Origin of the sequence: Actinacidiphila oryziradicis (assembly GCF_005047355.1) — a bacterium.
Lineage (GTDB): Bacteria > Actinomycetota > Actinomycetes > Streptomycetales > Streptomycetaceae > Actinacidiphila > Actinacidiphila oryziradicis.
The window spans coordinates 1-25,713 of the sequence record NZ_SUMC01000041.1 but is presented as its reverse complement, the minus strand read 5'-3'; the positions used below and the strand labels follow the sequence as shown (position 1 = coordinate 25,713).

Here is a 25,713-nt window from a genome sequence, read left to right as displayed (position 1 = left end):
AGGCGACGCGATGGGGTGTGCCCCCTGCTCGAGCGGAGCCGAGAGCTTGGTGGGAGCACCTCCCGGACGGAGTCCGGGAGAGAGTCGTCGACCGACGACAACGCCGCGAGCGCTGGTGCCAGGGCACACGACGCCACGGCCACGCCGCAACTGGGGGCACCTCCCAGCGGTAGCAGCCGGGGGAGGCATATCAGCCGCAGCGGCCGGACAGGCCCCGAGACCGTCATGGGCCACGGACCCGCTCGACGAACTGGCGGAGCGGCTGGCGGACGTCTGCGGAGCGGCGGTGCACCCGGACGAGATCGCGGCCGTGCTGGAGTCGGACGGGCTGGCCGAGGAGCAGATCAAACGGCGATACGGGCGGCAGGACCTGTTCGAGGTCGCCCAGGAACTGTACGCGCGAGTGCCGCGCCGCTTCCCCGACGCCGGGCCGGTGGCCGATCCCTGGCGGGCGGATCCGTGGCGGTGCGTACTGCGCGGGGTGGTCTTCGCGCTGCCGGGGCTGGGGTATGTGCTGGCGGCCCCGCTGCTGGCGGGCAGGGCGGCGGGGACGACTGCGCTGGGCGCGTCGGCCCTGTTCGCCTGGGCGTGGAATCAGGCGCTGGCCCACCGTGCGTACGTATGGCTGGGCCTGGGCGACCGCCGGTCCATGGCAGGCGCTCTGCTGCTGGGTGCCCCGGCGGGGGCGGCGGGCGCGACCTGCGTCTCGCTCGTCCTGTCCGGCCCCGGGGCGGTATCGGTCTTCGCCGCCGGGCAGGCGGTGTATCTGGCGGCGGCGACCGTGCTGCTGGTGCTGGGGCGGGAGCGCCTCCTGCTGCTGGCGCTCGCACCGACCGCGGCCGGCGCCCTGCTGCCGGACGTCCTGCGCACCGGGCTGCTCATCGCCTCGCTGGCGGGCGCGCTCGCCGCGGCCGGCCCCGCGATCGTGCGGGCCCGGCGGACCGGCCCAGGAAAGGCCGCCGCCGGGAACAGCCAGGCGCACGAAAGGCAGTGGACCAGCCTGCGGCCTCGGGCGGCTTCGCTCACGGCTTCGGCCCGGGCCTCCGTCTCGGCTTTGATCGCGAGGCGACGGAACGCGCTCAGGCTGGTCTCCTGTGCGCGTTCGGGCGATCCGGGTAGTGCGCCAGGTCGTGAGCCCGAGTCGCGGCCGACGGCCGGCCCGGCGTTGGCCGACTCCGTCCCGTACGGGCTGTTCGGGCTGGGCAGCGGGGCGCTGATCCTCCGGTCGTCGGCGGACGCGCACGCCGTGGCCGCGCTAGCGCTGAGCATGGGGGCGGCGGAGTGGCTGCTGTACCGGTACCGGGGGCTCGGCCTGGCCGCGCTGCGGCGCAGCCCTACGGCGGCGGGGTTCCGGGTCCGGGCAGGGGGCGCGCTGGCACTGTGTCTGACCGGCTACCTCGCCGTACTCGCCGCTCTGGCCGCCGTCGCCGGGGCGCTGTGGCCGGGCGGCCCCCCGCACGGCGTGCCGCGGTCACTCGTCGCGGCGGTCGCGTTGGGCGCCGTCCTCTGGGTGGCGCTGCTGCTCCAGGCGTTCGGCAGCCCGTGGCCGCCCGCGGCGGTCTGCCTGGGCGCGGCCCTGGCCGAGACCGCCAGGGCGGCCCCCACGGCCGACCCGGCGGTCCTGCGGTCCGCCGTCAGCGTCGTGTCGGCGGTCCTGCTGCTCACTCTCGCGTACTTCCTGCTCGGCCGGGCGACAGCCCATCGCTGATCCCCAATCCCCCCATCCATCCCCCCACGCACGCACAGGAGACCTGAACGTGATCCCACCCCCACCTGTCACCGTCGCCGTCACCGGCGCGGAAGGCTTCATCGGTTCGCACCTGGTCGAGGCGCTCGTCGCCGCGGGCCACCGGGTGCGCGCGATGGCCCAGTACAACTCCTTCTCCTCCTACGGCTGGCTGGAGAACCTGGCGCCCGACGTCCTGGACAGCGTCGAGGTCGTGCTCGGCGACGTACGCGATCCCGGCTCCGTCCACGAACTGGTCGCCGGTACGGAGGCCGTGTACCACCTGGCGGCGCTGATCGCGATCCCGTACTCCTACCGGGCGCCGCACTCCTACGTCGACACCAATGTCACCGGAACGCTCAACGTCCTGGAGGCCGTGCGCCACCTGGAGATCCCGCGCATGGTGCACACCTCCACGAGCGAGACGTACGGCACCGCGCGAACCGTCCCCATCACCGAGGACCACCCGATCAACACCCAGTCGCCGTACGCCGCCTCAAAGGCGGGCGGTGACCGCCTGGCGGACAGCTACCACGCGAGCTTCGGCACCCCGGTGGTCACTCTGCGCCCGTTCAACACCTTCGGGCCGCGGCAGTCCATGCGGGCCGTCATCCCCACGGTGATCGGCCAGGTCGCCGCCGGGGAGCGCATCATCACGCTCGGCGATCTGCGGCCGACCCGTGACTTCACGTATGTGAAGGACACCGCCGCCGCCTTCCTCGCCGTGGGCACGGCGCCCGCCGAGGCCGTCGTCGGCCGCACGTTCAACGCCGGCACCGGCGGCGAGATCTCGGTCGGCGAACTGGTCGGCCTGATCGGCAAGCTGATGGGCGTCGAGCTGGACGTGACCGAGGACGTGCAGCGCATCCGGCCGGCGAACTCCGAGGTGATGCGGCTGGTCTGCGACGCCTCCCGGCTGCGCGCCGCCACCGGCTGGGCACCGGCTCACAGCCTGGAACGGGGGCTTGAGCAAACGATCGGTTTCTTCCGCGACCCGGTGAACCTCGCCCGGTTCAAGACCGCGATCTACAACATCTGACACCAGGGGGCCACCCATGCACGCAGTCATTCTGGCCGGCGGAAAAGGCGTCCGACTGATGCCGTACACCACCGCGTTACCCAAGCCGCTGGTGCCGATCGGCGACCAGCACGCGATTTTGGAGATCGTGATGCGGCAGCTGGCCGCCGCCGGGTTCACCACGGTCACTCTCGCGATCGGACATCTGGGACACATCATCCGCGCGTACGTCGGCAACGGCTCCCAGTGGGGTCTGCGGGTCGGCTACTCGACGGAGGACAGCCCGCTCGGCACGATGGGGCCGCTGCTGACCATGCTGGACCGGCTGCCCGAGCACTTCCTCGTCATGAACGGCGACATACTCACCGACCTGGACTTCGGGGACGTCTTCCGCCGGCACGACGAGTCCGGGGCGCCACTGACCATCGCGACCTACGTCCGGCCGGTGAACATCGACTTCGGAGTGCTCACCACCGAGTCCGGCCTGGTGACCGGCTTCATCGAGAAACCCACCATGGACTACCGGGTGTCGATGGGTGTGTACGGAATCTCCCGCGCCACCCTCGCCGGCTACACCCCGGGGCTGCCGCTCGGTTTCGACGACCTGGTACTGGACCTGCTCAAGACCGACGCCCCGCCCGCCTCCTACGAGTTCGGCGGCTACTGGCTCGACATCGGCCGCCCGGACGACTACGACCGGGCCAACGCCGAATTCACCACCCACCGCGACCTGCTTCTCAAGGGAGCGTGACGGCGCCGCCATGCGCATCCTCGTCCTCGGTGCCTCCGGCTTCCTGGGCCGGCACACCGCCGAGCAGCTGCGCGCCCTGCCGGGCGTGCGGCTGCTCGGCGGCGGCCGCGCCCCCGGCGCCGACCTGCCGGCCGACCTGGCCACCGCGGCCGTCCCCGAGCTCGCCCGGGCCCTGCGCGAGCTCGCGCCCGACGCCGTCGTCAACTGCGCGGGGGCCGTCAGCGGCGGCCCGGTGGACCTGGCCGGGACCAACGCCCGCGGACCGGCCGCGCTCTGCGAGGCACTGGCGGCGGCCGTCCCGTCCGTACGGCTGGTCCACCTCGGGTCGGCCGCCGAATACGGGGCGACCCCGGCGGGGACACCGCTCACCGAGTCCTGCGACACCCGGCCGGCCGGCTTGTACGGCGCCGCCAAACTCGCCGGCACGCTGGCGGTCACCTCATCGGCACTGGACGCGGTGGTGCTGCGGGTCTTCAACCCCGTGGGGCCTGGCGCACCCGCCACCGGCCTCCCCGGGCGGCTCGCCGCCGAGCTGCGCCGGGCCTTCCCGGACCGGACGGTGCGGGTCGGCGACCTGTCCGCGTACCGGGACTTCGTGGACGTACGGGATGTGGCCCGGGCCGCCGCGCTGGCCGCCACCGCGCCGGGCCCGCTCCCCCGCGTCCTGAACATCGGCAGCGGCACGGCCAACCCGGTACGGGCCGTCGCCGACGGCCTGGTCGCGGCCTCGGGGTTCCGCGGCCGGATCGAGGAGACGGGCGGAGGCTCGGCGCGCTCGGCGGCGGTCTCCTGGCAGGAGGCGGACACCTCGGCGGCCCGGGCCGCGCTGTCCTGGCGCCCGCAGCGGCCGCTGGCGGTCTCGCTCGCCGACCTGTGGAAGGCGGGTGCGGATGTGGACGCACCGGCCGGGGCCGCGGAATGATCCGGCGGGCCGCCCCGCTGCTGGCCTTGCTGCTGGTCCTGCTGCCGTTCGTCGGATGCGCCGGAAGCGGCGGTTCGGACGGCGGCCGGCGATGGCGCCCCAGGCCGGGCACCGCCTGGCAGTGGCAGCTCAGCGGGCGGATCGACCTGGATGTCGACGTCCCCGTGTACGACATCGACGGCTTCGAGAACAGCGCCTCGACCGTGGCGGCGCTGCACGCCAGGGGCCGCAAAGTGATCTGCTACATCAACGCGGGCGCCTGGGAGGACTTCCGTCCCGACCGCAATGCGTTCCCCGCCTCGGTACGCGGGCGCGGGGACGGCTGGAGCGGCGAACGATGGCTGGACATCCGCCGTATCGACGTCCTCCGGCCGCTCATGGCCAAGCGGCTGGACATGTGCCGCGCCAAGGGCTTCGACGCCGTCGAGCCCGACCTGGCCGACGCGTACACCAACCGCACCGGTTTCCCGCTGACGGCCGCCGACCAGCTCGCGTACAACCGCATGATCGCCGGCCTGGCGCACGACCGCGGGCTCGCGGTCGGGCTGAAGAACGACCTGGCGCAGATCCCGCGGCTGATCGGCGACTTCGACTTCGCGGTCAACGAGCAATGCGCCCAGTACGGCGAATGCGCGGCGCTGGAGCCGTTCGTACGGGCGGACAAGGCCGTCTTCCACGTCGAATACACGGTGCCCACCCGCGAGTTCTGCCCCCAGTCACGGCGGCTGCGCCTCAGCTCCATGGCGAAGCGGCCTGCCCTCGGCGCATGGCGCGAACCCTGCTGAACCACGGCGTACGCGTACGGTGCCATGGTGGAAACCCGCAGCATGCTTGTACCGCTCTATGTGCACCCACTGGTGGATCCGGCCGCCTGGGAAGCCCTGGCCCGATCCGCTCCCCGGCTCTACGGCGTTGTGCTCAACGCCGCCGACGGGCCGGGCAGCACCTACGACCCGGCCTTCGCGGACGCGGCCGAGCTGCTGCGCGCGGCGGGCATCCGCGTCCTCGGGTACGTCGACACGGCCTACGGAGACCGTCCCGTCGGCGATATCGTCGCCGACGCGCGCCGTCACCGGCAGTGGTACGGGACCGACGGCCTCTTCCTCGACCAGGCCGCAGCCGAAGGGCAGTTGGTCCCGCATTACCGGCGACTGGCAGCCGAGGCCAGGACGCTGGGCGCGCACACCGTCGTACTCAACCCGGGGGTCCACCCCGATCCCGGATACGCCCGGATCGCCGACCTGCTCGTCACATACGAAGGCGGCTGGGACACCTACCACCGCGCCGGGACACCCGGGTGGACGGCGGATCACCCGCCGGAGCGCTTCTGTCACCTCATCCACGGCGTCCCGGCCGGCCTGTCCGGGCTGGCCGCCCGTACCGCCCGGCTGCGCGGCGCCGCCGTGCACTGCGCGGTGACCGGCGACGGCGCCAATCCGTGGGACGCCCTGCCGGAGGCGTTGCACGCAGGCTAGAAAAATAGATTCCCGGACGTTTTACCGACGGAGTTCTGGAAACACGGCAGCCAAAGGTCGCATTGGGCGGCAGGTCATCAAGAGACGAATACCTCGGACGACAGACGAACACCTCGGACGAAGGACATCGGCATCATGACCGAAAACTCTAATGTCTCCTTTGATTTCGACGGAAGGGTCGTTGTCGTAACCGGCGGCGCAACCGGAATCGGATACGCCATCGCTGACCTGTTCGCCCGCTCGGGTGCGACCGTGGTGATCGCCGGGCGGTCGCAGGACAAGCTGGACGCCGCTGTGGCTTCCCTGCCCGCGTCGCGTGCCGTCGCGATCCGGACCGACGTCGGGGATCCTGACGACGTGGCCCGTCTTGTCGATGGCACCCTTGAGCGCTTTGGCCGGCTGGACATCGTGGTCAGCAACGCCGCGGGCTACGTTGCCGGCGACATCCTCGACGTCAGCACCTCCGGCTGGGAGGGCCTACGGAGGACCAACGTCGACGGCTTCTTCCACCTCGCGAAGACCGTCCTGCCGCACCTGGCCGTATCGGGCGGCTCGTTCATCGCGACGAGTAGTGTCTCCGGCCTCGCCGGTGACTGGAACCAGGCGGTCTACAACGCCAGTAAGGCCGCGGTGTCGAATTTCGTCCGTTCGCTCGCCCTTGACTGGGGCGGCCGCGGCGTGCGGGTGAATGCCGTCGCCCCGTCACTCATCAAGACCGAGCCTGTCGCTGCCATCGTGAATGATCCGACGCTCGCTGCCCGGTTCGAGGACCGCATCGCTCTGGGCCGGATCGGAGATGCGGAAGACGTCGCACCCGCCGTCCTCTTTCTTGCCAGCGACGCGGCCCGGTACATCACCGGAGTCGTGCTCCCGGTCGATGGCGGCACCACCGCATCCACCGGCCAGCCAAGGATCTGACGGGATCCCGGGTCATGGCGAAGCCGGGGATCCCGTCAGCCGGCTGATCAGTGTGCCCGGGTGAAGGCGGCGGCGGCCTGCAGGGCGGCGTCGGCCTCGTCGAGCAGCGCGGCGAAACCCTGGAAGACGTGCGGGACCTGCGGCCAGACCTGCAACTGGACCGGCACGTCCTGCTCGGCGGCGCGAGCCGCCAGCCTTGAGCGCGACAAGCGTCGCTATGACCAGGCCGCTGCCCGCGGACTCGCCCACGAATTCCACCGAGATGACGCGGGCGCCGGCGCGGCGGGCGACGTCGGCGGCCAGGCCTACGGAGTCGGCTGCCGAGCCGAGGGCGTACGCGCCGCCGTGAAGGTACAGCAGGACGGACGACGGGTCGCTCTCGGGTGTCTCGACATTTCACCGGCGCGGTGCCACCGCAGCGGTCAGCGCCCGGGCCGGGGTATCAGGGGGTCGGAGTGAGCACGACCTTGCCCCGGATCCGGCCGGCCGCGCTGCCCCGATGAACAACATACGGTGCACCCAGTGCGGTGTGGTCGGACTGGAGCAGGGCTTCGTCGAGGACTCCGGCCAAGGCGCACAGGGGTACGCGCGCTGGATCGCAGGCCCCCTTGAGCGAGGCCCGCTCGGCGGCGCCAAACGCATGGGCAAGCAGCGCTGGCAGGTCGACGCCTTCCGCTGCCCCAACTGCGCACATCTGGAGCTCTTCGCCGCCCAGCGGACCTGACGCCTGTTTCCCGCGCTCGGCGTGAAGCCACTATTGGCCCAATTGGGCCTTATCCATAATTGCCCCCTGGACGAAAGTGAACCGATGACACCTCAATAGACGCGGGGAACAGTCGACGAACGAAGACGCCACGCGTGATAATGGACCGGACAGCCCGTGGAGCGTTGCGGCGGGGCCGCACCGCCACGACCCTGCTGTTTTTACTGTTCGGTACCGCTCTGGGCGCCTGGACAAGCCGCATACCCACCGTCAAGACCCGTCTCGGGCTGAGTGACGGCCTGTTGAGTCTTGCCCTGCTGGCCTTCGCCACGGGCGCCATCGTCGGAATGCTGGTGCTCGGCAGACTCGCCGACCGCTACGGCAGTACGCGCGTCATGATACCGACAGCGGTGCTGGAAGGGCTGCTGCTCGTCCCCCCGGCCTACATGCCCGGTCTGCCGGCCCTGATGCTGGCACTGTTCCTGTTCGGTCTGGTGCACGGCACCCTGAACATCGCCATGAACGCCAACGCGATCGAGATCCAGCGTGCCTGGGGCCGTCCGATCATGTCGTCGTTCCACGCCGTGTACAGCATCGGCGGCTTCCTCGGTTCCGCGGCCGGGGGCCTGTTCGCCCGTCAGGGCGCGAGCGCGGGGGTGACCTTTGCCTCGGTGGGCGGTGCGGTCGTGATCATGGCTGTGTGGGCGGCGTCGTGGGCCCTGCCGCGTGCGCTGGTGCCCGCGCTGCCGGAGAAGGCGCCGACCGGCTCCCCGTCGAAGAGCGTCATCCGCTCGTTCGACCTGTGGTTCCTCGGAACACTGGCGATGTGCGCGCTGGTGGGCGAGGGCACCGCCGCCGACTGGAGTGCCGTGTATCTGCGCGACAGCCTGGACAGTACGGCCGGCTTCGCCGCAGCGGCCTTCGCCGCTTTCTCCGTCATGATGACCGTCGGACGCCTGCTCGGCGACCGTCTCGCGGCCAGGTTCGGGCCGGTGCTGCTCGTACGCGCCTGCGGGGTGTTCGCTTCGGTCGGCATGACCGCGGCCCTGCTGATCGACCGGCCGGTGGCCGGCGTCATCGGCTTCGCCTGCCTGGGGGCGGGTATGTCCTGCATCGCCCCGCAGGTCTACTCCGCGGCCGGACAGCGTGATCCCGCCCGCGCGGGCGCCGCGCTGTCCCTGGTGGTCAGCCTGGGATACGTCGGCTTCCTCATCGGCCCTGTCGTCATCGGCAGCGTCAGCACCTTCATCGGGCTGCCCGGGGCCCTGGCCATCCCCGCGCTGCTGGTCCTCTTTGTGGCACTCGGCGCCTCCGCGCTGCGTTCCCCCGCCCGGGGCCGCGTCCGGGGGGACACCGCCCCGGACGCGGCCGGCCGGTCGCCTCTCGTCTCCGGCATCGACAGCTGAGCACGGCGCCCGGTCCCCTGCGGAAACAGACCGTCCGGCACCGCCGGCACCCACGCCACCGCCTTCGTCGACTACCCCGTCACCGCAGCGGTTCCCGACACCTCCAACCCCGCCACCAGCCAGACGGGCACCTTCACCGTCCCCGCCGACTTCGCCTCCGCGCAGGGGTACACCGTCAACTCCCGCGGTCAGATCCTCATCAGCGGCAACACCACGTCCAACGTGGAGACACTGACCACGATCACCGGCTCGCAGGCACTTGGTCATCCGGCCTCCAGCCGCAAGTCCACACCCTGAGCCGGATGTTCGGGCCCTGAGTTCAGTCGACGATGTCGATGACGACCTTGCCTGCGGCGGTTCCGTTTTCCACTGCCTCGTGGGCGTCGGTGACAGTGCGGAGAGTGAACCGCCGCGGGTCGACGATGGGCTTGAGCGCTCCGGCGTCGGCGAGGGCGGCCGCTTCACGGAGAATCTCGCCGTGGTGGGGTCGTCCGCGGCGGCGGCACTCTGCCCACCGTCTGAGTGTTTTCATCATTCCTTCATATACATCACCGCTTCTGAGATTTAACTTAAACCTCCGCGCGCTGAACGCGGCACCAATCCCTGGACCCCGCGCCCTTCAAGCCCCGTGCCGGCACAGACGGCCTGGTAGCAGCGCTGTCGCCGGGCGGACGGCACGTTCGCACACCTCTTCGGCCGGGTGCGGGCTCAGAGCAGACTCAGAGGTCCACCGGGCAAGGTGCCGAGAGACGTACAGCGGCGCGTAAGCGCGGCCCGCCGCTGACAACGGCCGATTATGAAGGGGCACTTGCGGCAAGCAGGACCGCCGGAGAGGGCAGGTGCGACGAGATGAGTACAGCAAACGAGCTGAGCGCCCAGAAGGCGCAAGGCGCTGCCGGTCCGTACGTCCATGTGGAGCATGTCATGGGCACGACAGTATCCATCGACTTGCGCGGCTGCACGGCCGACACTGCCGAGGCAGGTACCGCAGGTGTCATACGGTGGCTGCACGAGGTCGACGCCGCTTTCAGCACCTACCGGCCCGACAGCGCCATATCCCGCATCGAACGCGGTGAGTTGACGATCGGCCAAGCCGACGACGACATCGCATGGGTACTCGGCCGGTGCGAAGAGCTGCGCCGAGAGACAGACGGGTTCTTCGACGCACGGGCGCACGGCCCCCTGGACCCCTCGGCCCTGGTCAAAGGCTGGGCGGTACAACGGGCCGCGGACGATCTGACGCGCCGGGGTATCACCGATTTCTGCCTCTCCGCCGGCGGAGACGTCGTCTGCCGCGGCGGCAGAGAACCCGGGCTGCCCTGGAGGATCGGCATCCAGCACCCTTACGACCGCGCCGCCGTAGCGGCCGTGCTGCAAGCCACCGACCTCGCGGTGGCCACCTCGGGAACCTACGAACGCGGCTCCCACATTGTCGACCCACACACCCGCCGTGCCCCCCGGGCAGTGGTCTCGGTGACGGTCTGCGGCCCGGACCTGGGCACCGCCGACGCCTATTCGACAGCTGCCTTCGCCATGGGCCACGAAGCCGCCGCATGGACCCTGAGCCTCGACGGATACGAGGCCATGACGGTAACGGAGGACGACACCGTGTTCACCACCCCGAGCTTTCCCCTGGCCGATCCCGGACAGGACACCCGATGACCGTGCCGCGCACATCTCAGCCGCCGCGACCGGCCACGCCCAAGCAGGCAGGCCGACCGCCGGCGCGCCCCCGGCGTCAGGCCCCGGTCCCGCGCCGCCGCCCGGCCCGCCGCCGCCCGCTCGCGGTGGATCTGCTGGCGGCTGCGGCAGGGCTGGGTCTGGGCGCTTCGCTCGCGCTCGGTGTGTCCGCGCAGAGTGTGAGCGCACTGAGTGCGCCCGGCGGGGTGGCGACCGCGCTGGGACGGGTCACCGGCATGCTCTCCGGGTACGCCATGGTCATCACCGTCCTGCTCTCCGCGCGCATCCCCCCGCTGGAGCGCACCCTTGGCCAGGACCGTCTGATCGTCTGGCACCGCCGGCTCGGCCCGTGGGGGCTGTACCTGGTCACGGCTCACGCGCTGCTCATCACCATCGGTTACGCGCGGGCGGCGAAGACCGGCCTGCTCGCCGAGGTAGGCCAGCTGTTGTGGACGTACCCCGGGGTGCTGTCCACCGCCGTCGGCACCGGATTGCTGCTGATGGCCGGCGTCACCTCCTACCGGCGGGCACGGCGCCGGATGAAGTACGAGACATGGTGGGCCGTCCACCTCTATACGTATCTGGGCCTGGGCCTGTCCTTCGTCCACCAGGTCGACAACGGCGCACCGTTCGTGGGGCATCCCCTGGCCCGCGCCTGGTGGACCGCCCTGTGGGTGGGCGCGCTCGCCGTCGTACTGGCCTTCCGGGTGGCGCTGCCGCTGTGGCGCTCCGTCCGCCATGACCTGCGCATCGCCGAGGTCAAGCCGGCCGGGCCGCGCACCTGGTCGGTGGTTCTCACCGGACGCCGCCTGGAGCGGCTGCCGGTGGCGGGCGGCCAGTTCATGATGTGGCGGTTCCTGCGGCGCGGCCTGTGGTGGCAGGCCCACCCCTACTCCCTGTCGGCCGCGCCCAAGCCGGGGCACCTGCGTATCACCGTCAAGGAGCTGGGTGACCACAGCACGGCTCTGGCGCAGCTCACACCCGGCACCCGGGTGGCGTTCGAAGGGCCCTACGGGGTGTTCACCCCCGACGCCCGACGCTCCCGATATGTCCTGCTCATCGGCGCGGGCGTAGGCACAACGCCCATCCGGGCACTGCTGGAGGAATTCCCCCGCGACACCCACGTCATCGTCATCCTGCGCGGCTCGCGCCCCGAGGACATCGCGCACCTCGACGAGTTCACCAAACTCCTCGCCCACCGGCCGGGCCGACTGCAGACGTTGACCGGGCCTCGCGACGAGGTCCGCCTGGACGCCGCCGCCCTGCGGACCCTCGTCACCGACGTGTCACGCCGCGATGTCTTCATCTGCGGCCCGGACGCCTTCACCCGCGCCGTCGTCAGCGCGGCCCTGGAGGCCGGAGTGCCCGCCGCACGTATCCACCACGAAGACTTCGCCTTCTGACCCCCGACCGGCCCCCCGCTGTGTTCCTCTGACTCCTGGAGATTCCGATGCGACGTGCTCCCATCGTGCTGGTCGCCACCATCCTGGGCACCACCGGCGTCCTCATGTTCAAACCGCGCGAGGCGACGATTTCCGTGGCCTCCTCGGCCTCCTCCACATCCACTGGCAAACAGGCCACCGTCAAGAAGAGCGCGGGCTCGACCATCGCCACCGGCACGCCGGTCAGCACGCAGTTCGGCACCACGCAGGTGAGCGTCACCATCAAGAACGGAAAGATCACAGACGTCAAAGCGCTGCAGGTCCCCGGCAGCGATCCCCGGTCGGCGCAGATCAGCAACATCGCCATACCCACGCTCCAGCAGAGCGCTCTCACCAAGCAGAGCGCCGCCATCGACACCGTCAGCGGTGCTACTTACACCAGTAAGAGCTACGCCGCATCCCTCCAGTCAGCCCTAGACAAAGCCAAATTCAAGGCTGCCGACGGCGCCACCGCCCCCACCGCCGCGCCCACCGAAGACGCGAACGGCGGACACGGCGGCCGCGGCGGACACGGCGGTTTCTTCGGCTGACAGCGTCGGAGAAGGGTCCGACGAACCGAGCGAACGACACCACGGCGGTGCACCGGATCGTGGGTCGCCCCACCCATCAACGGTATGGGCGCTCATCTCGACACAGCGCGCGGGACCACACCACTTCAAACTCGCCACGCTGCCCCACCAAGCCCAGCAGCCTGTTGCGACTGATCGCAGACCAGTGATGCTGGTCAGCGAGGTTCGGCCCGGGTCCGGGTCCAGCGTCGGGGGCTTGGCGTTTGCGGGGCCGCTCGCACACCAGGCATATCCCGAAGGCCCTCTGCATGATCCACCCCCTGCCGGAAGGCCCGCGCCGGGCGGCAGCGTCCTGATCCGAATGGCGCACAGCCTGCGGGGCGAAACCGGCCTGGCCTTCGGACAAGTCCCGTAGTCCGTCGCGCCCTTGACGCGGACCAAAGGTCTGGACCATTCTCCTTGTGGAGGTGCGGCGCCCCCTCCCGTTTCCTGCCCGTGCGAGACGAGGAGGAGTCCATGGCCCGCAGATCATGGGCCGCGTTCATCGCGGCCGTCCTTATGCTGCTCGGTTCCGTATCACTGGCCACCGTCGCGGCGGCCGACAGCTCGAATCTGGCCGTCAACCCGGGCTTCGAGACAGGGGATCTGTCCGGCTGGGCCTGCAGTGCGACCACCGCGAGCGTGGTCACCACCCCCGTGCACGGGGGTACACACTCCTTGGCCGGAACCACGACCGGTTCCGACACCGCCCAGTGCACGCAGACCATCTCGGTGCAGCCCGGCTCGGCGTACACCTTGTCGGCGTACGTCGAGGGCGCCTACGTATACCTGGGCGCCGACGGCTACAACTCCACCTGGACGCCGTCCGCGACGAGTTGGCAGCAGCTGTCCACGACGTTCACCACCGGGGCCACCACCACCTCGGTCAAGATCTATCTGCATGGCTGGTACGCACAGGGCACCTACCGCGCCGACGATGTGTCCCTGACCGGCCCCAGCGGCAGCGGCGGCGGCACGGTGACGATACCCGCCGCCCCGACCGGCCTGGCGGTCTCCGGGACGACCAGTAGTTCCGCGTCGCTGTCATGGAACGCGTCGACCGGAGCGACCGGCTACAACGTCTACCAGGGCTCGGCCAAGGTGGCATCGGTGACGACGACCGCCGCCACGGTCACCGGGCTCGCGGCGAGCACGTCCTACGCGTTCTCGGTCACCGCGACCAACAGCGCCGGTGAATCGGCCAAGTCGACCGCCGTCACCGCGACCACCCAGTCCGCGGGCACCGGCGGGTCCACGTCCGCGTGGCACCCTTCGTACCTGTCGGTCGGGACCGTGTACACCCCGGGCAGTACCGTCGACTCGTTCTTCAGCACCCTCAAGACGCACGGCCCGGTACCGAACTACGGGTACGAGTACCTGATCGGCGGCGACTTCTCCAACTGGGCGGCCACGACCACCACACTGGTCAGCCACGCCCAGCAGTTCGGGATGACGCCCGTACTCGTCGACTACGGGATGAACGGCAACGTCGACGGCACAGGCGTCGACTTCACCAACATGCAGAGCGCCAGCTGGCTGACCACCTACTTCCAGTCCCTGAAGAACGCCGCGGCAGCCGCCAACGCCGCCGCGCCCGGAAAGCCGGTCGGCTGGGTGATCGAACCCGACATGCTCGGCTACCTGCAGCAGAACTACGCGGCGACCTACGGCAACGACGCGAGCAAGATGCCGGCCGCCACAAACGCCGTCTACTCCTCCGGCGTGCTGGCCAGCGGCAGCGACCCGGCCTTCGGCAACAACCTCCGGGGACTGACCGAGGCGATCAACTACACGATCAAGAAGTACGACCCGACGGCCTTCGTCGGCTGGCAGGTCAACACCTGGGCCGTGCGGGACGCGCTGAAGGACACCGACTCCCTGGGCTGGAGCGCCGGACGCCAGTCGGTCACCAACGTGGCGACGCAGGTCGCCGCCTTCGTGAAGACGGCCGACATCGGCTACGACGCCGACCTCGTGGCGTTCGACCAGTGGGGCCAGGACTTCGGCATCCTGCGCGACCCGAACCCCGCGGCTGACATCCGCTACCTCAACGCGGCGCACTGGAGCAACTACCTGCTCTACGTCCAGACGATCCGGCAATCCCTCGCCCTGCCGGCGGTCCTGTGGCAGATCCCCGTCGGTCATCTCAACTCGACCCACACGCCGAGCCCGACGTACTGGAACTCCTCCGGGGTGTTCCCTGACCTCGACAACGTGACGACCGAGCAGAGCGAGGACTCGGCGTCCACGTTCTTCTACGGCGATTCCTTCACCTCGAGCGGCAACAACCTGTCCTTCTACAGCAGCAACCCGGGAGCCGACCCGAAGATCTCCGTGAGCGGCTCCACCGTCACCTGGGGATCGCACATCCCGGAAGCCGCGGCGGCCGGTGTCGTGGCGATCCTCTTCGGCGCCGGCACCGGGACCGGCACCTACGGCGTGCCCGAGATGGTCGGCACGAACCAGACCGGGCCGGGCGACTTCGGATACTGGGCGACCCGCACGCAGTCCTACCTCAACAGCCCGACTCCGCTTCCGTGACTTCCGTGACGCCCCACCGTCAGGAGACAGCCATGCCCACCAGCCCAAGACAGCTCGTCGCCGTACTGTCCTCGGCAGCCGTCATCGCCGCCGCAGGCCTGGCGATCACCGCCACCGGCGCCACCAGCGCCTCCGCCGACTCCGTACAGCTGCTGCAGAATCCCGGTTTCGAAACCGGCAACCTGACCGGCTGGAACTGCTCGTCGGGCGACAAGGTGGTGACCAGCCCGGTCGCCGCGGACTCGTACGCCCTGTCGGGAACCACCACCAGCAGCGACTACGCCCAGTGCGCCCAGACCGTGAGCGTCCAGCCAGGCGCGACCTACACCCTTACCGGCAAGGTCCAGGGCTCCTACGTCTACCTGGGCGATTCCGGGACCGGGACCTCGGACACCAGCACCTGGACCTCCTCAGCCGGATGGACCGGCCTGTCCACCACCTTCACCACCGGCGCCTCGACGACCTCCGTCACGGTGTGGGTGCACGGCTGGTACGGCCAGGGCACCTTCGGAGCCGACGCCCTGTCGCTCATCGGCCCCTCGGCGACCGGCAGTCCGACCCCCACCACTACCCCGACACCCACACCCACCCCCACCCCCACCGCGCCGGCCGACACCGGCTTCCAGCACCCCGCGTACTTCATGCCGCTGGACAACACCCCGCAATCCGTCTCCGACATCGTCAGCAACTCCGGGGAGAAGGAGCTCCTGCTCGCCTTCGTGCTCGACTCCGGCAGCTGCACTCCCGCCTGGGACGGCGACAGCGCGCACACCGTCGCCTCGGACACCACCGTCCAGGCCGACGTCACGGCCGTCCGCGCGGCCGGCGGCGACGTCAGCGTCTCCTTCGGCGGCTACAACGGCACCGAACTGGGCGCCACCTGCGGCAGTTCCTCGGCGCTCGCCGCCGCGTACCAGAAGGTGATCAACAAGTACCAGCTCACCCGGATCGACCTCGACTGGGAAGGCGACGACCTCGACGCCAACATGGCAGTGCGTTGGGGCGCCATCAAGACCCTCGAGCAGAACAACCCCAGCCTGAAGGTCACCCTCACCATCCCGATGACCACCGTCGGTCTGCCCGACACCGGCAAGGACGAGATACGACAGGCCATCAGCACGGGTGCCCGGATCGATGTCGTCAACATCATGGACTTCGACTTCGGCCTCACCAGCGGCACCGAGACCCAGGCCGCCGAGACGGTCGCCGGCGACGTCAACACCCAGCTGCAGTCGCTCTACGGCTGGGACGCCGCCACCGCCTGGGCGCACACCTCGATCCAGCTGATGAACGGCCACACCGACCAGCCCAGCGAGCTGTTCACCCAGAGCACCTTCAACGACCTGCTCGCCTTCGCCCAGAGCAAGCACGTCGCCCAGTTCTCCTACTGGGACGTCAACCGTGACCGCGCCTGCGACCCCAACACGGTCCACAACTGGGCCGACGGCGCTTGCAGCAGCGTCGCTCAGAACCCCTACGACTTCACGAAGATCATCACCAAGTACACCGGCTGACCGGTCGTTAAGGAGCCCCCCACATGAAACGCCGCTCCAAACTCCTCGCGGTAGCCACTACCGCGGCCGTCGCCGGCTCCATCGGCCTGCTCGGCAGCACCAGCGCTCACGCCGCCACCGCCGGCCCCATCACCGGCCTCGGCGGCAAGTGCATCGACGTCGCCGGCGCATCGTCGGCCAACGGCGCGCATGTGCAGATGTACGACTGCAACGGCACCGCCGCCCAGGCCTGGACCGTCGGCAACTCCGACAACTCCCTACAGACGCTCGGCAAGTGCATGGACGTGACCTCGGCGTCGACCGCCAACGGCGCCAAGGTCCAGCTCTACGACTGCAACGGCACCGCCGCGCAGCAGTGGACAGTGAGCAACGGCGAGCTGGTCAACGCCGGCTCGGGCAAGTGTCTCGACGCCACCGGCAACTCCTCGGCCAACGGCAACCAGCTGCAGATCTGGACCTGCACCGGCGCGGCCAACCAGCTGTGGACGCTGCCCGCCAGCGGCAGCCTCAACACCTCGGTCGCGCCCGGCGGCAACTTCAACCTGTCGGTGTGGGAGCTGCAGGAGCCGGTGGGCTCGGCCGGCTCGCCGACCACGATCCCGCCGTCCCAGCTCGTGGGAGCGAACGGCTTCCACGACTCGTACTTCTACACCGACACCTCCGACGGCGCGATGACGTTCTGGGCTCCGGAGAAGGGCGTCACCACGCCCAACTCCAGCTATGCGCGGTCCGAGCTCCGTGAGATGAACAGCGACGGCAGCGCCGCCGACTGGTCGCTCAGCGGCACCCACCGGATGAACGCGACGCTGCGTGTGGTGTCGGTCACGAACCACGTCGCCGTGGGCCAGATCCACCTCGGCTCGGGCGGTACGTCGACCAAGCCGCTGCTGGAGCTCTACTACTACGCGAACGGCGACATCATCGTGGGCACGGAGGACTCACCCGACGGTGGCCAGACGCCGCACACGGTGGGCCACGTGGCGGTCGGCACGAAGTGGAGCTACACGATCGGTGTCTCCGGCGGCAACACGCTCGATCTGACGATCAACGGCAGCACGACCCATTACACCATTCCGTCGTCCTTCAGCCCGTACAAGCAGTACTTCAAGGCCGGCTCGTACAACCAGTCGTCCTCGGACAGCACCACCAACGGTGCGCGAGTCGCCTTCTACGCGCTGACCGTCTCGCACAGTTAGGTCCTTCAGGTCCTTCAGGTCCTTCGACGCAATGCGGACAGGCCCGGCGCACAAGCGCCGGGCCTGTCCGCTGCGCGGGGGGCGACTGTCACACCCTTGTCACGGCGCGCGACGGCCCCCTGACATCCCACGGGCGCGGCAGGCCCGCCGCGGGCTGCTGCTCTCCCCGCAGAACATGTCGGACGCCGACCTGATCGGCGTCCGGCTGCAGCGCGGTTCGATAGGCCAGGCCGTCCAGCCGGGCCGTGGCCTGCTCCACCTGGGCGACGGCGAGGTCCGTCCGGTCCAGGTCGCGCTGACCGTGCTGTAGCCGGGCCCCCTTGGCCACCTCCAGCCCCCCGGCGGCCTCGGCCGCCTCCGCCCGCCCGCCCGCGAAGCGTGTCGTCGCGGACACGCTGACCAGATTCAGCAGCACGGCCTTCAGCGGCAGCAGGATCGAGCGGAAGGTGCGGACCAGCAGCACGATCTTCGGCACCACCGGAGCCTTCGTCGGACTCACCTCGGCGGCTGCGGTCGACGCCGCCGCCATCGGAGGCGTCGACCGCGTGGCCCGCTACTTCCTCGCCCCCGCAACCGCCGGCGCGCCTGAGACCTCGCCCCACCGGGGCACGTATGACCGAGCCCGGTGGGTGCCCGAGGTCCCGGGGGTCAGACCGTTCCGGACTCGGTGATCTTGATGGGTGCCTTGGTCTTGCCGGAGTCCATGCCGTAGCCCTCGATCTTCTGGACCAGGTCCATGCCTTCGACGACCTCGCCGAACACGACATGCTTGCCGTCCAGCCAGTTGGTCACGACGGTGGTGATGAAGAACTGGGAGCCGTTGGTGTTGGGCCCGGCGTTGGCCATGGACAGCAGGCCCGGCCTGTCGTGCTTGCGCACGAAGTTCTCGTCGGCGAACTTCTCCCCGTAGATGCTCTTGCCGCCCGTACCGTTGTGCCGGGTGAAGTCGCCGCCCTGCAGCATGAAGTTGGGGATGACCCGGTGGAAGCCCGACCCCGCGTAGCCGAACCCGAGCTCGCCGGTGGCCAGCTTGCGGAAGTTCTCCGCCGTCCTGGGTACCACGTCGTCGTACAGCTTGAAGACGATCCGGCCGGCGGCCTCGCCGTCAATGGAGATATCGAAGTACACATTGTTGCTCGTCATGACACCATCCTCGCATCACCCGGATGCCTCCGGGTCCAGCCGTACGGACGCGCCCGGCGACTGACCGGCCGGGCGTATCGGGCGCTTGTCCTGTATAGCCGCCACCGGCGCCAAGACCGCGAAGGGCTTCGGCGCCACGGGCACCGGCAGAGTGTCGTCGTCACCGTCGGAGTGCGGGACGGTCACGTCACGCCGCGTTCAGCGGGGGGCACGGACAGACACCACCTCGGCACAGTTCACCGGCATGCTCTCGCTATGGCACTTTGACGTCGCCGTGACGCGGCCCGGGGCAGGCTTGGGTCGGATGCCGACTTCCTGCGCCGGGAGCGGCCTCGCGAGCGGCCACGCGGTCCTCTGACCGGCACTGAATCCGATGCCGGAGAGGCGCCGCCGGGCGGCGCCTCTCTCGCCTCACTCTCGCCTCACTCTCGCCTCACTCACCCGATGGGAGCCGGGAGCGGGACGACGTCGTAGGCGAGCTCGATGCTCGCGCCGGTCGTCGGGTCGGCCAGCTCCACCCGCCAGCGCTCGGCGAACTGGTCGATGCCTTCGGCCATCGGGATCGTGCCGGAGATCAGCACGGTGCCGGGGACGAACTGTCCGCGTTCCTTGAGCACCTCGACCCAGTAGTGCGGGGTGAGCAGCTCGGCGGCCGTGCCGCTCTGCAGCGCGCTCTCCTCGGCGCCATGGGTGACCCACGCCTTCAGGGTGAGCGCGTCGATCCGGTCGGCGACGTCCTCCAGACGCCAGGCGGAGCGGGCCAGCACGTCGGGCCCGGCGTTCTTGCTCCAGGCCACGCCGTGCACCTCAAGGGCCCGGTCGGTGTGGTCGCAGGCGGCGGTCAGCAGGACCTCGCCGTCGTCGGCGACCACCAGGGCCCATTCGGCCTCGCCGGACGTACGCCCGTGCTGGACCGCGACCCGCTCGGTCTGCTGGGCGAGGTACGGCGAGACCGGATACAGCGCGGGGGTGGTGGACGGCGCCGGGACGCCCAGCTCGGCGAGTTCCGCGACGTGCGCCGCCACGTCCTGCTGCCTGCGCCCGGCGTAACCGGCGTTGAAGACCTGCACGACATCGACGTCGCGGGTCGTTCCGTCGGGAAGGGTGAAGGTCAGGGCTGTCATGGGGACTCCAGGTGATACGGGGGCGAAGCGGGGAGGGGGTTGCGCATACCATCGGTATACAGGAAGTATGCCAGGCACTGAACCGCGACTGTGCGAGGTTGGAAACCATGACGCGTACCACTCACCGCCCAGGGCAACAGGACCCGGACCCCTCGACGCTGCACCGGGCGTTCGTCGCGAGCCTCACCGGCACGGCACTTGAGTGGTACGACTTCGCGGTCTACTCGGCGACGGCCGCCCTGGTCTTCGGCCGCCTCTTCTTCCCCTCCGCCAACCCGCTGACCAGCACCCTGCTGGCGTTCTCCACCTACGCCGTCGGGTACCTCTCCCGACCTCTGGGCGGCTTTGTCTTCGGACGGCTCGGCGATGTCATCGGCCGTAAGAAAGTGCTGGTCACGACGCTGGTGCTGATCGGTACCGCGACGCTGCTCATCGGTCTGCTGCCGACGTACAGCGCGATCGGCCCGGCCGCTCCCGTCGTGCTGGTGCTGCTGCGCTTCGCGCAGGGCGTCGGTGTCGGCGGCGAGTGGGGCGGCGCGGTGCTGCTGACCAGCGAGTTCGGGGACACCCGGCGCAGGGGGTTCTGGGCATCGGCGGCACAGGTCGGGCCTCCGGTGGGAAACCTGATGGCCAACGGCGTCCTGGCCGGGCTCGGTGTCATGCTCTCCGAGAGCCAGTTCCTGGCGTGGGGCTGGCGGGTGGCGTTCCTGCTGTCCGGAGTCCTGGTGGCGTTCGGCCTCTGGATCCGCCTCAAGCTCGAAGAAACCCCGGTCTTCAAGGCGATGGAGGCCGCACACAGCCGGCCGGAAGCACCGATCCGCGAAGTGTTCACCACCCAGCCCAGGGCCCTGGTCGCGTCGATCCTCAGCCGGATCGCCCCGGACGTGCTGTACGCGATGTTCACCGTCTTCATTCTCACCTATGCCACCGACCACCTCGGCATGTCACGCGGTTCGGCGCTGACCACCGTGCTCATCGGCTCCGGGCTCCAGGTCTTCTTGATGCCGCTGGCCGGAGCGCTCTCCGACCGCGTCAACCGGCGCAAGCTCTACCTGGGCGCGGCGGTCGCGGCGGGCATCTGGCCGTTCATCTTCTTTCCCATGGTCGCCGCGGCCGGCCACGGCCGGTGGTTCATGCTGGCTCTCGGTGTCATCGTCGGCCTGGTCATCCACGCACTGATGTACGGGCCACAGGCGGCTTTCATCGCCGAGCAGTTCAGCCCGCGGCTGCGCTACACCGGTTCCTCGCTCGCCTACACCCTGGCCGGCGTCGTGGGCGGCGCCATCGCACCGCTGCTGTTCACCGCGCTGCTGGGTACGTTCCATACCTGGCAGCCGCTAGCCGCCTACATCGCGGTCACCGCGGCGCTCACGGTGGCCGGTGTGCTGCTGGGGCGGGACGCTGACCACGCCGAGGACGCCGAGTTCACCCGCTCCCTCGCGCGAGCGGAAGCACAAACCGTCGCCACCCGGTGACGTTCCGATACACGTCCTGAGTGATGACCCGAGTGATGACCCGACGCAAAGAGGAAAGAAGCAGACCATGCGGATCGCTCTGAGCCAGCTCACCTCCGTACCCGACCCCCGGCGAAACCTCGACACCGTCCGCGAACAGACGCTTCTCGCGGCGGAAGGCGGAGCGCGGGTCGTGGTCTTCCCCGAGGCGACGATGGCGTGCTTCGGCATCCCGTTGGCGCCGCTGGCCGAACCACTGGACGGGCCATGGGCCACCGAGGTACGCCGGATCGCGCGGCAGGCGGACGTCGTGGTCGTCGCCGGGATGTTCACGCCGGCGCCCGACGGCCGGGTCACGAACACGCTGCTGGCCACCGGCCCGGGCGTCGAGGAGAGCTACGACAAGATCCACCTCTACGACGCGTTCGGCTTCGCCGAGTCCAGCACCGTATTGGCCGGGAACAAGATCGTCACCATCGACGTGGACGACGTCCGCCTCGGCCTGGCCACCTGCTACGACGTGCGGTTCCCGGAGCTGTTCAGGGCACACGCCGACGCGGGCGCGACGGTGTCGCTGCTCCCCGCCTCCTGGGGCGCCGGGCCCGGCAAGCGGGACCAGTGGGAGCTGCTGGTACGGGCTCGGGCGCTGGATGCCACCGTATGGGTGGTCGCCGTCGGCCAGGCGGACCCGACCGCGGGCGGCGCCGGTCCCGCGGCGGGCGGCAGTGCGCCGACCGGCATCGGCTACAGCGCGGTGGTCGGCCCGGACGGCCGGATCAGGGAGCAGCTGGGGGCGGAACCGGGCCTGTTGTTGACCGACATCGACGCCGCCGAGGTCGCTGAGGTGCGCCGGAAGGTCTCGGTACTGGCCAATCGGCGGTTGTGATCGCCGGTCGCCGGTCGCCAGTCGCCAGTCGCCGATCGCCGTCAGCCGCGGCTTCGGTCACCCGGCCAGCAGCACTTTGGACGTCGCGTCGAGGTGGGAGGTGATCGCCGCCCGCGCGGCGTCCGCGTTCTGCTCGACCAGGGCGTCAAGGATCGCCTGATGCTCATCGAGGACGGCCTGCTGGCGTCCCTCCACCCGGAAGAGGGCGACCACGCCGGCCCGGATCTGCCGGCTGCGCAGCCCCTCGTAATGCTTGGCCAGCAGCTCGTTGCCGAGCGCGGCGATCATGGTGGAGTGGAAGAGGTGGTCGGCGGCGATGAATTCCTTGGCCTGCTCGGCACCGAGCAGGGCGCGCTGCCGCTGGAGGATTTCAGTGAGTTCGGCCAGCGGAGCCGTGCCGAGGGCGATCAGCCGCTCGGCGGCGTAGCGTTCCACCACACCGCGCAGTTCCATGAGTTCAGTGATCTCCCGGCCCGACAGCGGTGCGATGTACGCTCCGCGCTTGGGCACGAGCTGCACCAGATCCTCGGCGGCCAGCAGCAGCAACGCCTCGCGGATGGGCGTACGGGAGACACCGATCCGGTCGGCGATCTCCTGCTCGGTGAGAAACCGCCCCTGCATCTCCGGGTCGGTCAGCACCGTCTCGCGGAGGAATTCATAGGCTTTCTCCCGGCCTGACTTCACCAAGACTCCCATGGATTGCATACAGCTGGTATGCAAAATCTACCACCCAGGGAGGGCGAATCGCCGATCGGCTCGAATACGAGGCGCGGGCCCGACGGGGTCATGCCCGCAGCTTGGGTCCAGCCCATAGGGGGAACCTCTGGGGAACCTCGCTCAGAGCCGACGATGGGGAAGCGGATCGTCCGCGCCAAGCGCAAGATCGCTGATGCTCGCATCCCGTACCGGGTACCTGCCGGCGAGGAGCTTCCCGGCCGCGTGCGCGGCGTGCTCCGCGTCGTGTACCTGATCTTCAACGAGGGCTACTCCGCCAGCGAGGGCGATCGTTTGGTACGGGGCGAACTGTGTGACGAGGCGATCCGTCTGGGCCGCCTTGTCTGCGAGTTGATGCCCGATGAGGCTGAGGCGTGGGGGCTGCTGGGGCTGATGTTGCTGCACGACGCGCGCAGCGCCGCGCGCGTCGATGGACACGGGAGCTATGTGGCGTTGCAGGAACAGGACCGGTCCTTGTGGGACCGGGACCGCATTCGCGAAGGGCTTCGCGCGCTTGAGCGCGCGGTGCGGTCCGGGCGGCCTGGCCAGTACCAGCTCCAGGCGGCGATCACCGCGTTGCACATCCAGGCGTCCGATGGCGACGCGACGGATTGGGCGCAGATCGCCGAGCTGTATGGCGCGCTCGGCCGGCTCAACCCCTCCCCGGTGGTCGAGCTCAATCACGCGGCCGCGGTCGGGTTCGCCCATGGCGCCAAAACCGGTCTGGAGTTGCTCGAGCCGTTGCTAAGCGACCCTGCGCTTGAGCGCTACCAGCCGCTGCATGCCGCGCATGCCGAGTTGCTCAAGCGTGCCGGTGACCTGACGGGCGCCGTGCGCGCCTACGAGCGGGCGATCGCGCTTTCCGCGAACGCGGTGGAGCGTGCCGAGCTCGAGCGACGGCTGGAGACGCTGACAGCCGGCTGAGGGTCTTGTATCCCGCCTGTGTCGATGAGGTCTTGCTCGCGCCGGTTGCAGATCGTCAGGCCCCGATCTGCAGGCGCAGGGGGAGTCGGATCTCCGACCGATGAATCCCGCACCTTCTCAGGGTCTCTATTCGTAGAGCCACCGGCCGGCGAACGGCTCACGTGACGAAGAGAATGAGGAGTTGCTCATGTCAATGCGAGAACTAGTCGGGACCACCGCGGTCGTCACCGGCGCGAGCCGGGGCTTCGGCCGGGCGATCGCGTCCGCGCTCGTCGGCGCCGGGGTCCGCGTCGTAGCGGTCTCGCGCGACGGCGGTGCGCTTGAAGAGCTGCGCGGCAAACTGGGCGAAGAGTTCGTCCCTGTTACCGCCGACGCCGCCGATCCGGTCATCGCCGGTCGGCTGATCGAAAGGTACGAGCCGCACACGCTGATCCTCAACGCGGGGGCGAATCCGCTGACCAGGCCGATTCAGTTGCACACCTGGGACACCTTCAGGACCAACTGGGAGGTGGACGTCCAGCAGGTGTTCCACTGGGTACGCGAGGCGCTCCTTCGGCCGCTGACGCCCGGCAGCTCGGTCCTCTCGTTCTCCAGTGGCGCGGCGATCGGGGGTTCGCCGCTCAGCGGAGGGTACGCCGGGGCCAAGGCGACCGTTCGATTCATCTCCGCTTACGCGGCGGGCGAATCGGTGCGGCAGTCCCTCGGCATCCGTTTCGTCTCGATCCTGCCGAAGTTGACCCCGGCGACTGAGCTTGGCGAGAGCGGGGTGGCCGCCTATGCCGCACTTCAAGAGGTCGATGTGCCGACCTTTCTACGTGGACTTGGGCCGACGCTGACCCCGGAGCAGGTGGGCGAGAAGCTGGTGGAACTGTCCGGAGATCCCGGCCTGGACAACCTCGCCTACCTGCTCACCCCAGCCGGGTTCAACCCGCTGTAGCGACGCTCGCCGACGGGCCGCTCCGGCTCTCCGTTGGTTAAGCGGTTAAGAGGCCGCGCGAATAGGTGGGGCGGGTGAAGGAGCGGGGCGAGGGGCAAGCCTGGCAAGGCGGAGGTGGGGGCACCTCCTGGGGGCACCTCCCGGACGGAGTCTCGGGGAGAGTCGTCGACCGACACCGACGGCAACACTTCCAGGCGCCCCCGCCGACGGAGTCGGCTGATGTCACAGCTCGGCACGCGACGCCGCCCCACCTATTCGCGCGGCCTCTAAGGAAGCAGCGACCCCCTGCCGGCAGTCGTCCCGGCGTCGACAGGCCGAGGGTCGCCACGAAAAAATCTACATGCTCCCGCAGCTGCGCTGCGGGCGGTCCTCCTGGTACTTCGCCTTCCTTGGGGAACCATTCATCCCGCTATCAAATTGTCCAGACCAATGGGGAAGTTCAGTAAACGGGTGGCGAACATTCCGTCACGCGGGCGAAAAAACCCGTGGCTTCCGCACCGGATGAGAAAGCTCACCGAGACCTCACCGGCATCTAAGAGAATTCGGGTGCGGTGCGAGTTAATGTCTCATCGCAAGCCCAATCCGGGCCGTCTCTGGGAGTCACCTTGAATACTCGTATCGCCGCTGTTGCCGCGCTGTCCGCCGCGCTCGTCGCAGGAGGCGCCACGGCCGCCAACGCCGCCGCTCCGGC

25 protein-coding genes and 2 pseudogenes are annotated in these 25,713 nt (G+C 69.7%); 20 read left to right on the top strand and 7 right to left on the bottom strand.

Features of this window, described 5'->3' with window-relative positions:
* Positions 1 to 286 precede the first annotated feature (286 nt).
* The 7 genes from FCI23_RS32630 (at position 287) to FCI23_RS32600 (ending at position 6,810) form a co-directional block, all read left to right on the top strand.
* Complete coding sequence (locus FCI23_RS32630) at positions 287 to 1,708, top strand: hypothetical protein (RefSeq protein ID WP_136727629.1); 1,422 nt, start codon at positions 287 to 289, stop codon at positions 1,706 to 1,708.
* Between the two features lie 52 nt (positions 1,709 to 1,760).
* A complete protein-coding gene (locus FCI23_RS32625) occupies positions 1,761 to 2,765 on the top strand; it encodes an SDR family NAD(P)-dependent oxidoreductase (protein ID WP_136727660.1) in 1,005 nt (334 codons plus the stop codon).
* A 16-nt stretch (positions 2,766 to 2,781) separates the two neighbouring features.
* Positions 2,782 to 3,495 carry a nucleotidyltransferase family protein gene (locus tag FCI23_RS32620; RefSeq protein ID WP_136727628.1) on the top strand — a complete coding sequence of 238 codons (714 nt, stop codon included), beginning with the start codon at positions 2,782 to 2,784 and terminating at the stop codon, positions 3,493 to 3,495.
* A 10-nt stretch (positions 3,496 to 3,505) separates the two neighbouring features.
* Positions 3,506 to 4,417: an NAD-dependent epimerase/dehydratase family protein gene (locus FCI23_RS32615; RefSeq protein WP_136727627.1), complete on the top strand. Its 912-nt coding sequence runs from the start codon at positions 3,506 to 3,508 to the stop codon at positions 4,415 to 4,417.
* Complete coding sequence (locus FCI23_RS32610; protein ID WP_136727626.1) at positions 4,414 to 5,202, top strand: endo alpha-1,4 polygalactosaminidase; 789 nt, start codon at positions 4,414 to 4,416, stop codon at positions 5,200 to 5,202. Before FCI23_RS32615 ends, FCI23_RS32610 begins: the two co-directional genes overlap by 4 nt.
* Positions 5,203 to 5,244: 42 nt before the next feature.
* Positions 5,245 to 5,892 (top strand): spherulation-specific family 4 protein, encoded by a 648-nt coding sequence (locus FCI23_RS32605; RefSeq protein ID WP_246144271.1) that lies wholly within the window; start codon positions 5,245 to 5,247, stop codon positions 5,890 to 5,892.
* A gap of 135 nt (positions 5,893 to 6,027) precedes the next feature.
* Positions 6,028 to 6,810: a meso-2,3-butanediol dehydrogenase gene (locus FCI23_RS32600; RefSeq protein ID WP_136727624.1), complete on the top strand. Its 783-nt coding sequence runs from the start codon at positions 6,028 to 6,030 to the stop codon at positions 6,808 to 6,810.
* Between the two features lie 47 nt (positions 6,811 to 6,857).
* On the opposite strand, the gene FCI23_RS60395 is transcribed toward FCI23_RS32600, so the two are convergent.
* Positions 6,858 to 7,019, bottom strand: a complete 162-nt coding sequence (locus FCI23_RS60395; protein WP_246144269.1) for a hypothetical protein — start codon at positions 7,017 to 7,019, stop codon at positions 6,858 to 6,860.
* Positions 7,020 to 7,309: 290 nt separating this feature from the next.
* On the opposite strand from FCI23_RS60395, the gene FCI23_RS32590 reads away from it, so the two are divergent.
* On the top strand, positions 7,310 to 7,534 hold the full coding sequence (locus tag FCI23_RS32590; RefSeq protein ID WP_136727623.1) for a hypothetical protein: 225 nt from the start codon (positions 7,310 to 7,312) through the stop codon (positions 7,532 to 7,534).
* Between the two features lie 140 nt (positions 7,535 to 7,674).
* Complete coding sequence (locus FCI23_RS32585) at positions 7,675 to 8,919, top strand: MFS transporter (RefSeq protein WP_136727622.1); 1,245 nt, start codon at positions 7,675 to 7,677, stop codon at positions 8,917 to 8,919.
* Between the two features lie 319 nt (positions 8,920 to 9,238).
* Here FCI23_RS32585 and FCI23_RS32580 read toward each other — a convergent pair whose 3' ends face one another.
* Positions 9,239 to 9,451: a zinc-binding dehydrogenase gene (locus FCI23_RS32580; protein WP_246144268.1), complete on the bottom strand. Its 213-nt coding sequence runs from the start codon at positions 9,449 to 9,451 to the stop codon at positions 9,239 to 9,241.
* Between the two features lie 317 nt (positions 9,452 to 9,768).
* On the opposite strand from FCI23_RS32580, the gene FCI23_RS32575 reads away from it, so the two are divergent.
* The 7 genes and pseudogenes from FCI23_RS32575 to FCI23_RS63980 form a co-directional block, all read left to right on the top strand.
* Positions 9,769 to 10,581, top strand: coding sequence for an FAD:protein FMN transferase (locus FCI23_RS32575; RefSeq protein ID WP_136727620.1), 813 nt, complete (start codon positions 9,769 to 9,771; stop codon positions 10,579 to 10,581).
* Entirely contained in the window at positions 10,578 to 12,002 is a 1,425-nt protein-coding gene (locus tag FCI23_RS32570; RefSeq protein WP_169317038.1) for a ferredoxin reductase family protein, read from the top strand. Before FCI23_RS32575 ends, FCI23_RS32570 begins: the two co-directional genes overlap by 4 nt.
* Positions 12,003 to 12,049: 47 nt before the next feature.
* The gene (locus tag FCI23_RS32565; protein ID WP_136727618.1) at positions 12,050 to 12,571 is read left to right on the top strand and encodes an FMN-binding protein; all 522 of its coding nucleotides are present in this window, start codon (positions 12,050 to 12,052) and stop codon (positions 12,569 to 12,571) included.
* A 495-nt stretch (positions 12,572 to 13,066) separates the two neighbouring features.
* A complete protein-coding gene (locus tag FCI23_RS58440) occupies positions 13,067 to 15,130 on the top strand; it encodes a carbohydrate binding domain-containing protein (RefSeq protein ID WP_211265538.1) in 2,064 nt (687 codons plus the stop codon).
* Positions 15,131 to 15,162: 32 nt separating this feature from the next.
* On the top strand, positions 15,163 to 16,644 hold the full coding sequence (locus FCI23_RS32555; RefSeq protein WP_136727617.1) for a carbohydrate binding domain-containing protein: 1,482 nt from the start codon (positions 15,163 to 15,165) through the stop codon (positions 16,642 to 16,644).
* 23 nt (positions 16,645 to 16,667) lie between these two features.
* A pseudogene (locus FCI23_RS63985) lies at positions 16,668 to 17,147 on the top strand (ricin-type beta-trefoil lectin domain protein); the annotation flags it as partial.
* Between the two features lie 15 nt (positions 17,148 to 17,162).
* Positions 17,163 to 17,840: pseudogene (locus FCI23_RS63980) on the top strand (polysaccharide lyase family 7 protein); the annotation flags it as partial.
* An 88-nt stretch (positions 17,841 to 17,928) separates the two neighbouring features.
* Here the strand turns inward: FCI23_RS63980 and FCI23_RS32545 are convergent.
* From FCI23_RS32545 to FCI23_RS32535, 4 genes are all read right to left on the bottom strand, one after another.
* Positions 17,929 to 18,369: a hypothetical protein gene (locus FCI23_RS32545; RefSeq protein ID WP_211265537.1), complete on the bottom strand. Its 441-nt coding sequence runs from the start codon at positions 18,367 to 18,369 to the stop codon at positions 17,929 to 17,931.
* Positions 18,370 to 18,488: 119 nt separating this feature from the next.
* On the bottom strand, positions 18,489 to 18,983 hold the full coding sequence (locus tag FCI23_RS32540) for a peptidylprolyl isomerase (RefSeq protein ID WP_136727614.1): 495 nt from the start codon (positions 18,981 to 18,983) through the stop codon (positions 18,489 to 18,491).
* Between the two features lie 15 nt (positions 18,984 to 18,998).
* Positions 18,999 to 19,169 (bottom strand): hypothetical protein, encoded by a 171-nt coding sequence (locus FCI23_RS56890; protein WP_169317036.1) that lies wholly within the window; start codon positions 19,167 to 19,169, stop codon positions 18,999 to 19,001.
* A 251-nt stretch (positions 19,170 to 19,420) separates the two neighbouring features.
* Positions 19,421 to 20,107, bottom strand: a complete 687-nt coding sequence (locus FCI23_RS32535) for a DUF2848 domain-containing protein (protein ID WP_136727613.1) — start codon at positions 20,105 to 20,107, stop codon at positions 19,421 to 19,423.
* A gap of 107 nt (positions 20,108 to 20,214) precedes the next feature.
* On the opposite strand from FCI23_RS32535, the gene FCI23_RS32530 reads away from it, so the two are divergent.
* Together FCI23_RS32530 and FCI23_RS32525 are read left to right on the top strand one after the other, a co-directional pair.
* The gene (locus FCI23_RS32530) at positions 20,215 to 21,582 is read left to right on the top strand and encodes an MFS transporter (RefSeq protein ID WP_136727612.1); all 1,368 of its coding nucleotides are present in this window, start codon (positions 20,215 to 20,217) and stop codon (positions 21,580 to 21,582) included.
* A 67-nt stretch (positions 21,583 to 21,649) separates the two neighbouring features.
* Positions 21,650 to 22,447 (top strand): carbon-nitrogen hydrolase family protein, encoded by a 798-nt coding sequence (locus tag FCI23_RS32525; RefSeq protein WP_136727611.1) that lies wholly within the window; start codon positions 21,650 to 21,652, stop codon positions 22,445 to 22,447.
* 57 nt (positions 22,448 to 22,504) lie between these two features.
* Here the strand turns inward: FCI23_RS32525 and FCI23_RS32520 are convergent, their stop codons facing one another.
* Positions 22,505 to 23,152: a GntR family transcriptional regulator gene (locus tag FCI23_RS32520; RefSeq protein WP_246144267.1), complete on the bottom strand. Its 648-nt coding sequence runs from the start codon at positions 23,150 to 23,152 to the stop codon at positions 22,505 to 22,507.
* Between the two features lie 144 nt (positions 23,153 to 23,296).
* Between FCI23_RS32520 and FCI23_RS32515 the strand changes: the two genes are divergently transcribed.
* On the top strand, positions 23,297 to 24,085 hold the full coding sequence (locus FCI23_RS32515) for an RNA polymerase sigma factor (RefSeq protein WP_136727610.1): 789 nt from the start codon (positions 23,297 to 23,299) through the stop codon (positions 24,083 to 24,085).
* A gap of 187 nt (positions 24,086 to 24,272) precedes the next feature.
* Positions 24,273 to 25,022 carry an SDR family oxidoreductase gene (locus FCI23_RS32510; protein WP_136727609.1) on the top strand — a complete coding sequence of 250 codons (750 nt, stop codon included), beginning with the start codon at positions 24,273 to 24,275 and terminating at the stop codon, positions 25,020 to 25,022.
* Positions 25,023 to 25,713 lie beyond the last annotated feature (691 nt).

What these genes read in the sequence shown, in the direction of transcription:
- FCI23_RS32525 (WP_136727611.1), top strand. Translation starts at nt 21,650, where the DNA reads ATGCGGATCGCTCTGAGCCAGCTCACCTCCGTACCCGACCCCCGGCGA.
- FCI23_RS32520 (WP_246144267.1), bottom strand. Translation starts at nt 23,152, where the DNA reads ATGCAATCCATGGGAGTCTTGGTGAAGTCAGGCCGGGAGAAAGCCTAT.
- FCI23_RS32555 (WP_136727617.1), top strand. Translation starts at nt 15,163, where the DNA reads ATGCCCACCAGCCCAAGACAGCTCGTCGCCGTACTGTCCTCGGCAGCC.
- FCI23_RS32585 (WP_136727622.1), top strand. Translation starts at nt 7,675, where the DNA reads ATGGACCGGACAGCCCGTGGAGCGTTGCGGCGGGGCCGCACCGCCACG.
- FCI23_RS32570 (WP_169317038.1), top strand. Translation starts at nt 10,578, where the DNA reads ATGACCGTGCCGCGCACATCTCAGCCGCCGCGACCGGCCACGCCCAAG.
- FCI23_RS32540 (WP_136727614.1), bottom strand. Translation starts at nt 18,983, where the DNA reads ATGACGAGCAACAATGTGTACTTCGATATCTCCATTGACGGCGAGGCC.
- FCI23_RS32510 (WP_136727609.1), top strand. Translation starts at nt 24,273, where the DNA reads ATGTCAATGCGAGAACTAGTCGGGACCACCGCGGTCGTCACCGGCGCG.
- FCI23_RS32580 (WP_246144268.1), bottom strand. Translation starts at nt 9,451, where the DNA reads ATGAAAACACTCAGACGGTGGGCAGAGTGCCGCCGCCGCGGACGACCC.
- FCI23_RS32530 (WP_136727612.1), top strand. Translation starts at nt 20,215, where the DNA reads ATGACGCGTACCACTCACCGCCCAGGGCAACAGGACCCGGACCCCTCG.
- FCI23_RS32590 (WP_136727623.1), top strand. Translation starts at nt 7,310, where the DNA reads ATGAACAACATACGGTGCACCCAGTGCGGTGTGGTCGGACTGGAGCAG.
- FCI23_RS58440 (WP_211265538.1), top strand. Translation starts at nt 13,067, where the DNA reads ATGGCCCGCAGATCATGGGCCGCGTTCATCGCGGCCGTCCTTATGCTG.
- FCI23_RS32620 (WP_136727628.1), top strand. Translation starts at nt 2,782, where the DNA reads ATGCACGCAGTCATTCTGGCCGGCGGAAAAGGCGTCCGACTGATGCCG.
- FCI23_RS32615 (WP_136727627.1), top strand. Translation starts at nt 3,506, where the DNA reads ATGCGCATCCTCGTCCTCGGTGCCTCCGGCTTCCTGGGCCGGCACACC.
- FCI23_RS32535 (WP_136727613.1), bottom strand. Translation starts at nt 20,107, where the DNA reads ATGACAGCCCTGACCTTCACCCTTCCCGACGGAACGACCCGCGACGTC.
- FCI23_RS32545 (WP_211265537.1), bottom strand. Translation starts at nt 18,369, where the DNA reads ATGGCGGCGGCGTCGACCGCAGCCGCCGAGGTGAGTCCGACGAAGGCT.
- FCI23_RS32610 (WP_136727626.1), top strand. Translation starts at nt 4,414, where the DNA reads ATGATCCGGCGGGCCGCCCCGCTGCTGGCCTTGCTGCTGGTCCTGCTG.
- FCI23_RS32605 (WP_246144271.1), top strand. Translation starts at nt 5,245, where the DNA reads ATGCTTGTACCGCTCTATGTGCACCCACTGGTGGATCCGGCCGCCTGG.
- FCI23_RS32600 (WP_136727624.1), top strand. Translation starts at nt 6,028, where the DNA reads ATGACCGAAAACTCTAATGTCTCCTTTGATTTCGACGGAAGGGTCGTT.
- FCI23_RS32575 (WP_136727620.1), top strand. Translation starts at nt 9,769, where the DNA reads ATGAGTACAGCAAACGAGCTGAGCGCCCAGAAGGCGCAAGGCGCTGCC.
- FCI23_RS32565 (WP_136727618.1), top strand. Translation starts at nt 12,050, where the DNA reads ATGCGACGTGCTCCCATCGTGCTGGTCGCCACCATCCTGGGCACCACC.
- FCI23_RS32515 (WP_136727610.1), top strand. Translation starts at nt 23,297, where the DNA reads ATGGGGAAGCGGATCGTCCGCGCCAAGCGCAAGATCGCTGATGCTCGC.